The sequence below is a fragment of the Pseudomonas lundensis genome (genome assembly GCF_001042985.1).
Classification (GTDB): Bacteria; Pseudomonadota; Gammaproteobacteria; order Pseudomonadales; family Pseudomonadaceae; genus Aquipseudomonas; species Aquipseudomonas lundensis.
This window is the reverse complement of the sequence record NZ_JYKY01000050.1, coordinates 1-7,938: the sequence shown is the minus strand read 5'-3', so window position 1 is coordinate 7,938 and position 7,938 is coordinate 1. Positions and strand designations below refer to the sequence as shown.

At 57.6% G+C, this 7,938-nt stretch carries 6 protein-coding genes; all 6 read left to right on the top strand.

Annotated features, from left to right (window positions below):
- The first annotated feature begins 239 nt into the window (after window positions 1-239).
- The 6 genes from TU74_RS24845 (at window position 240) to TU74_RS22525 (ending at window position 7,833) form a co-directional block, all read left to right on the top strand.
- A complete protein-coding gene (locus TU74_RS24845; RefSeq protein ID WP_048377699.1) occupies window positions 240-581 on the top strand; it encodes a hypothetical protein in 342 nt (113 codons plus the stop codon).
- A gap of 99 nt (window positions 582-680) precedes the next feature.
- A complete protein-coding gene (locus tag TU74_RS22545) occupies window positions 681-1,937 on the top strand; it encodes a TolC family protein (protein WP_048377698.1) in 1,257 nt (418 codons plus the stop codon).
- Window positions 1,934-3,418 (top strand): efflux RND transporter periplasmic adaptor subunit, encoded by a 1,485-nt coding sequence (locus tag TU74_RS22540; protein ID WP_048377697.1) that lies wholly within the window; start codon window positions 1,934-1,936, stop codon window positions 3,416-3,418. Before TU74_RS22545 ends, TU74_RS22540 begins: the two co-directional genes overlap by 4 nt.
- Complete coding sequence (locus TU74_RS22535; protein ID WP_048377696.1) at window positions 3,415-6,573, top strand: efflux RND transporter permease subunit; 3,159 nt, start codon at window positions 3,415-3,417, stop codon at window positions 6,571-6,573. The genes TU74_RS22540 and TU74_RS22535 overlap by 4 nt, the downstream gene beginning before the upstream one ends.
- Window positions 6,570-6,920, top strand: coding sequence for a copper-binding protein (locus tag TU74_RS22530; RefSeq protein ID WP_048377695.1), 351 nt, complete (start codon window positions 6,570-6,572; stop codon window positions 6,918-6,920). Before TU74_RS22535 ends, TU74_RS22530 begins: the two co-directional genes overlap by 4 nt.
- Before the next feature lie 184 nt (window positions 6,921-7,104).
- Window positions 7,105-7,833: a hypothetical protein gene (locus TU74_RS22525; protein WP_241485601.1), complete on the top strand. Its 729-nt coding sequence runs from the start codon at window positions 7,105-7,107 to the stop codon at window positions 7,831-7,833.
- Window positions 7,834-7,938 lie beyond the last annotated feature (105 nt).

The window sequence follows — 7,938 nt, the reverse complement described above, 5'->3', positions numbered from 1 at the left end:
CGGAGAACCGGTCGAAAAAGCTCTCCGTACATGATTTTTCGGTCACTTTTCGTCCAATGACGCTGTAGGTGCCTGGAAAATTGCAACTTGCCGCGGCTGCACGACAAGTTGATCGGAGCATCCTTAGGCACTTTAAGTCCGGAAATGGAAATGAGCGCGGAATAGAGGTTGGTGACAGCCGACGAAGGAGTCTAGAAGGTGAATTGTAAGGGCCATTTCCACCGGCTACACTCCAGCCCATGAAACGCTACCTACGGTTTTGCCTGATTTTCCTGATTAGCCTGGCGCTCCCCCTCAGCGGGATGGCGGGTGTTCAGGCGCCGACTGAGCCCTGCCCCATGAAAACCATGGGCATGGCGATGATGCACGGCATGGAGCAAGACTGCTGCCAGGACATGAAAAGTCCCACCGAGCACGGCAAACCCTGTAAGTCAGGTCAGGAGTGCAAGACTGGTGGCATGCTGCAAGTCTCCATCATCAAGCCTCCTATCACCTTATCCAGCCCCCTCGTACTGTCCTTCTCCCTAGACTCCCATCCAGTACAAACCCCGTCAGGGGTATGGCGACCGCCCCGCACTTGATTCCTGTACCACACTGAGCCTCATTCCGCGTTAGCGGGATGGCATATCTGCGTGCATCTCTGATGAAGCGCGCAGTGGATCATCACAGGAATCGTGAACATGAACTCCAAGTGCTATTGCACAGGGTGGTCCCTCGTGGCCGGCCTGGCGGCAAGCGTACTGGCATTGCCGAGTCTCGCTGCCGCATTGACACTCGATGAAGCTTTGCAGCTGGCTGAAAACAATGCGCCGTCGCTGACTGCACAAGACGCGAAAATTCAGGCTGCCAGTAGTGCGGCCATCCCCGCTGGTGAACTACCCGATCCCAAGTTGCTGCTAGGCGTACAGAACTACCCCATTGGGGGGCCGGATCGCTGGAGCATCGACCAGGACTTCATGACTATGCGAATGGTCGGAGTCAGTCAGGAGATGCCCAACAGCGCCAAGCGCAAAGCCCGAATCGAGGTCGCTGATGCGGCCATTGACCGCGCCGCGGCTGAGCGCCGGGTCGAACGTCTAAAGGTTCGTCAGGCCACGGCGTTGGCCTGGATCAACAGCTACTCGGTTGAGCGTAAAGACGCGCTGTTTCAGGACTTCTACAAAGAAAACCGTCTGCTGGCCGATACCGTCCGGGCACAAATTGCCGGCGGCCGCGCTCAACCTGCTGATGCAGTAACGCCCAAACAGGAAGCGGCACAACTGGAAGAGCAGCAGGACGATCTGATTCGTCAGAGAGCACAGGCCCGAGCGGCCCTGAAGCGCTGGATTGGACCAGCCGCCAATGACAAACCTGTGGGCAGCTTGCCTGAATGGCCTGTCGAAGCCTCTGACTACTCTCATAAGCTGCAACACCACCCAGAATTGGCTGCTTTTGCGCCAATGACCCGCGAAGCGCAAGCCAAGGTCCGTGAAGCCGAAGCGGAAAAACAGTCGGATTGGAGCTGGGAAGTCGACTATCAGAATCGCGGCCGACAGTTCGGCGACATGGTCAGCGTGCAATTTTCCTGGGATCTACCACTGTTTCCTGACTCTCGGCAAAACCCCAAAATTGCGGCCAAGCACGCTGAACTCAACCAGCTTGAGGCTGAGCGTGAAGCCCTGTCACGCGAGCACACCCAGCAACTGGAGGACGAGCTGGCCGACTATGAACGCTTGAATCGTGCCGTCCATCGAACCCAGGACAGTTTGCTGCCCTTGGCCAAGGAGAAGGTCGAGCTCAGCATGGCCAGCTACCGCGCCGGCAAAGGCGATTTGAGCTCCGTCGTGGCCGCTCGGCGCGAGCTCATCGAAGCCCGCCTCAAACAGATTGACGTGGAAGAGCAGCGAGCGCTGACCAGTGCGCGTCTGTATTTTGCTTACGGGGAGTCCAGCCAATGAACCTTAGAAAGTGGAACGGGGCATTGCTGGTAGGCCTCTCGCTGGTATTGGGTGTTGCCGGTGGTTACTGGTTCGCTCAGCAGGGCATGAGCGAAGTACCTGGGGCAGCCCCGGAGCAGAGCCTCCCCTCTCTGGACGAACGCAAAGTGCTGTATTGGTACGACCCTATGTCCCCGCAGCAAAAGTTCGATAAGCCGGGTAAGTCGCCCTTCATGGACATGCAGTTGGTCCCTCAGTACGCCGACATCAAAGGGGACAGCGCAGCCGTTCGCATTGATCCAAGCCTGACTCAGAATCTCGGTGTGCGACTGGCTACCGTCAGTCGAGGTGTGTTTGCTTCGAGTCTGGACGTTGTCGGTGTGTTGGCTTTCAACGAGCGGGACGTCGCCGTCATTCAAGCCCGTACGGCGGGTTTCGTCGAGCGCGTGTATGCCCATGCTCCTGGCGACGTGATCAAAGCCAATGCCGCCATGGCGGATATCCTTGTACCTGAGTGGGCTGCGGCTCAGGAGGAGTTTCTCGCACTCAAGCGCAGTGGCGATGCGGGCTTGCTGGCAGCGGCTCGCCAGCGCTTGCGGCTCACCGGGATGCCGGCGGCATTAATTGCTCAAGTAGAGCGCAGTGGCAAAGTCCAACCAAACCTGACCCTCACCAGCCCTATTAGTGGTGTGCTGCAAGAGCTCAATGTGCGCGAGGGTATGACGGTGGCCGCCGGCGAGACACTGGCACGCGTTAATGGTTTGAGTAGCGTCTGGCTGGCCCTGGCCGTTCCGGAGACTGAATCTGGATCAATCCTCATGGGGCAAGCGGCAGAGGCGCGTTTGCCCGCGTTCCCTGGGGTTGTGCTCAAGGGCGTCGTCGGCGCGATTCTTCCGGAAACCAATCCGGATAGCCGCACCCTTCGCGTACGCGTCGAGTTACCTAACCCAGAAGGCCGTCTCAGGCCGGGTATGACCGCACGAGTGAGCCTCAATCGTTCAACGGAGCAAAGTGTGTTGTGGGTGCCGAGCGAGGCCGTCATTCGCACCGGTCGACGTGCCCTGGTGATGCTCGCTGAAGACGCTGGCCGCTATCGTCCTGTTGAAGTGTTGATTGGGCAGGAAAACGATGGCAAGACGGCGATCTTGAAAGGTCTGGAAGAGGGCCAGAAGGTGGTTTCCTCTGGCCAGTTCCTGCTCGACTCGGAGGCCAGTCTTAAGGGCATCGTTGCAAACTCAGAGGAACAGTCACCAATCAACGCGACAGCCTCCAGTTTTCATGAGGCGGATGGGCAGATCGTTGAGATCAACGACAAAGAAGTCACACTCGCCCATGGCCCCTTCAAAACGCTGGGCATGCCTGGCATGACGATGACGTTCCCGCTCGCCAATCCGGCGCTGATGCAGGGCCTCAAAACGGGCGACAAGGTCCGGATTGCAGTGAGTCAAACCGACGATGGCTTGCGTGTTGAGCGTCTAGAGAAATCAGGGGGCCAGCTATGATTGCTGCCCTGATTCGTTGGTCAGTAGCCAACCGATTCCTGGTGCTACTGGCGACACTGTTTGTCACGGCGTGGGGCATCTGGTCGGTGCAGAGCACGCCCATCGATGCGCTGCCGGATCTCTCCGATGTTCAGGTGATCATCCGAACCCCGTATCCGGGACAGGCACCGCAGATCGTCGAGAACCAGGTGACCTATCCGTTGGCCACCACCATGCTTTCGGTGCCTGGCGCCAAGACCGTGCGCGGCTACTCCTTCTTTGGTGACAGCTTTGTTTATGTGCTGTTCGAAGACGGTACTGACTTGTATTGGGCCCGCTCGCGGGTGTTGGAGTACCTGAGCCAAATACAAAGTCGCTTGCCGGCCAGCGCCAAACCGGCGTTGGGGCCGGATGCAACGGGAGTGGGCTGGATCTATCAGTACGCACTGGTGGATCGCAGTGGAGGACACGATCTGGCGCAGCTACGCGCACTTCAGGACTGGTTCCTCAAGTTCGAACTCAAGACCCTGCCCAACGTTGCGGAAGTGGCCACCGTGGGCGGCATGGTCAAGCAGTACCAGGTCCAGATTGATCCCCTCAAACTGGCCAGCCTCGGTATCACTCAGGCTGAGGTGACCGAAGCGATCGGCAAGGCCAATCAGGAAACCGGTGGCGCCGTCCTGGAGATGGCAGAGACCGAGTTCATTGTGCGTGCTTCCGGCTACTTGAAAACGCTCAATGATTTTCGGGCGATCCCACTCAAGCTGGGATCGGGTGGTGTGCCTGTGACCCTTGGCGATGTCGCCACGATCCAGTTGGGTCCGGAAATGCGGCGTGGCATCACCGAACTCGACGGCGAAGGCGAGACGGTTGGCGGTGTGGTAATTCTGCGCAGCGGCAAGAACGCTCGCGAAACCATTGCGGCGGTCAAGACCAAACTCGACGAGTTGAAAAGCAGCTTGCCGGCGGGGGTGGAAATCGTCACCACCTACGACCGCAGCAAACTAATCGACCGCGCGGTGGAAAATCTCAGCCACAAACTGCTCGAAGAGTTCATCGTCGTCGCGTTGGTGTGTGGCATCTTCCTCTGGCACCTGCGTTCATCTCTGGTGGCAATCATCTCCCTGCCGGTGGGGGTGCTGATCGCCTTCATCGTGATGCGTTATCAAGGGATCAACGCCAACATCATGTCCCTGGGCGGAATTGCCATCGCCATCGGTGCCATGGTCGACGCTGCCGTGGTGATGATTGAAAACGCGCACAAGAAGGTTGAGGCTTGGCACGTGGCCAATCCGGGGGAGGAACTGAAGGGTGAACGTCATTGGCACGTGATGACCGAAGCGGCGGCTGAAGTTGGACCAGCACTGTTCTTCTGTTTGTTGATCATTACCCTGTCGTTCATTCCGGTGTTCACCCTGCAAGCCCAAGAGGGGCGGCTATTCGGCCCGCTGGCTTTCACCAAGACCTACGCCATGGCCGCAGCGGCGGGATTGTCAGTGACCTTGGTGCCGGTGTTGATGGGCTACTGGATTCGGGGACGAATTCCCAGTGAACAACAGAACCCGTTGAACCGCTGGCTAATCCGGATCTACCAGCCGGCTCTGGATGCAGTCTTGCGACGACCGAAGATCACGCTGCTGGTCGCGTTGCTGGTTTTTATCAGCGCACTATGGCCAATGTCGCGCTTGGGTGGCGAGTTTCTTCCGCCTTTGGACGAGGGCGACCTGCTCTATATGCCTTCGGCTCTGCCGGGATTGTCGGCGCAGAAAGCGGCGCAACTGCTGCAACAGACCGACCGCCTGATCAAGACCGTGCCGGAGGTCGAACATGTCTTTGGTAAAGCCGGTCGTGCTGAAACTGCCACCGACCCGGCGCCGTTGGAGATGTTCGAAACCACCATCCAGTTCAAGCCACAGGAGCAATGGCGCCCAGGTATGACTCAGGAAAAACTGGTGGAAGAGCTGGATCGAGTGGTGCGAGTTCCTGGGCTGACCAATATCTGGATACCACCGATTCGCAACCGAATCGACATGCTGGCCACGGGGATCAAGAGTCCTATTGGGGTGAAAGTTGCCGGCACCAACCTGACCGAGATTGATGCCGCTACCCAGGCGGTCGAGCGGGTGGCCAAGGATGTGCCCGGCGTCAGTTCGGCGCTGGCCGAGCGTCTGACGGGAGGTCGCTATATCGATGTGGATATCGATCGTAAGGCAGCCGCTCGTTACGGGCTGAACATCGCCGATGTGCAATCCATCGTGGCCGGTGCTATCGGCGGTGAGAACGTCGGGGAGACCATTGAAGGGCTCGCACGTTTCCCGATCAACGTACGTTACCCTCGGGAGTGGCGTGACTCGCTCGGCGCCCTGGAGCAATTGCCGATCTACACCCCGCTAGGGAGCCAGATCACCCTCGGCACAGTGGCGAAGGTCAAGGTCAGCGACGGCCCGCCGATGCTCAAGAGCGAGAATGCACGGCCCTCTGGTTGGGTATACATCGACGTGCGTGGCCGGGACATTGCCTCGGTAGTCGCCGATCTACGCCGGGTCGTCAGCGAGCAGGTCAAGTTTCAGCCCGGCATGAGCCTGAGTTACTCAGGACAGTTCGAATTTCTCGAAAGGGCCAACGCACGACTCAAACTGGTGGTGCCTGCCACGCTGTTGATCATCTTCGTATTGCTTTACCTGACGTTTGCCCGCTTCGACGAGGCCCTGCTGATCATGGCCACTCTGCCATTCGCCCTGACTGGCGGGGCATGGTTCCTCTATCTGTTGGGGTTCAACCTGTCGGTCGCCACCGGGGTCGGCTTTATCGCCTTGGCCGGTGTTTCTGCCGAATTTGGCGTGATCATGCTGCTCTACCTGAAAAACGCCTGGGCCGAACGTGAAGACCTCGGTGACAACACTGAGCGTGGGCTGATTGCGGCCATTCGTGAAGGGGCCGTGCAGCGCGTTCGACCCAAGGCCATGACCGTGGCCGTGATCATTGCCGGCCTGTTACCCATCCTGTTGGGCAGCGGCACCGGCAGCGAGGTGATGAGTCGCATCGCCGCGCCCATGGTGGGCGGCATGATCACCGCACCCTTGCTGTCGCTGTTTGTCATTCCGGCAGCCTATCGCCTGATGCGTCGCCGGCACCTCTCAGTTGAACCCATTAACTCTCAAGGAAACGTCCTATGAAACTGACCCTGATTGCAGTTGCAAGCACCGTATTTGCGCTGTCTCTTTCTGCCCTGGCAGAGGACGTGCCGGGCATGAAAATGGACGGTATGGAGGGCATGGAGATGAAGCAGGACGTAAAGCAGGCTCCGATAGCCAAAGCGGAGGGCACGATCAAGTCAATTAACTCCGAGAAGCAGACAGTGACTATCGCTCATGGCGCCGTGCCAGCCGTGCAGTGGCCTGCTATGACCATGGCTTTTTCCGTAACGGAAGATCAGCTGACAGGGCTGACGGCCGGAGACCGAGTGTCGTTTTCATTCCGGTTAGAGGGTGGCCGAGCCACGATTGTATCCATCAAAAAGTGAAATGGCGGTAATGGAAGTAGCCGGAGCGTAATGTCGCGTCGGCTTCTGCCACCCGCTTTTTACGAAAACCAATTATTCAGTAACGGAGCGTGTATGGCCGCTATTGGCTGTGGATTCGATCGATCAATGCTATGAATGAAGCTGCGATAGTGTTTGGTAGAGAGACAGAGCAAGGAGAAGGCATATGCAAGACAGCGGATGGAAGGCGCGCTTAGATATTCTGCGGGACGCAGTGAAAAGAAATATGCTTGATAAGCTAGTCGGACATGGCTGGGAAGCGTCCATAGTCCGTGAGGTTGCCGCAGGAGAGTATGTGGTCGTAAAGGCGTCTAGAGGCGGGGCGGAGCGTTCGGCCGCAGTACTCTATTCGTCAGCGACGAGCAACAATGTATACAAGCAACTGGCTGGAGAGGTGTCCGTTATCTTTTTTAACGGACAGCCGTACATGGTTGAGTCATTCGCTATGGGGGTATCCATTCCCGTGAAGCCGATTGACGATTTTCAACCCTTTCTCATCGAATGGAACCGTGAAAGCAGCACTGGAAAGTTTGCTCCTACGACAACGCAAGCAGAAGAGACGAGCCTTGAAGAGTTGCAAGCACCGCGGCGAGTGCTGCTTTCAGAGACTCCGATAGAAGCAGTCTGGGCGAGGCTTGCTCAGTTAAAAAGTGCAACTCTTGCTCGAAAGATGGTCGACCGTCGCGCTCAACTTGAAAGCCTAAGTCTTGAGCCGTCGACCATTGTGTCAAAGGGAGAGGGCGTTGCTTTCGCGCTCCGAAATGCCACCGATTATTTCAGTGCCATTGATCGAAGAAATGTCAGTCAACGTGTACTCAATCTGTATTACGGCACAATGTCGTTCGCATTTGCCGAGATGCTTGCTTCACCAGGTGAATCGCCCCTAGTTTCGTAGACACCTCCAAGCCTTAAAATGAGGCCCATTAGGAGGTGCCATGAGCAACCAGCGATATCCCGAAGAATTCAAAATCCAGGCGGTCAAACAAGTGACCGAAAAGAA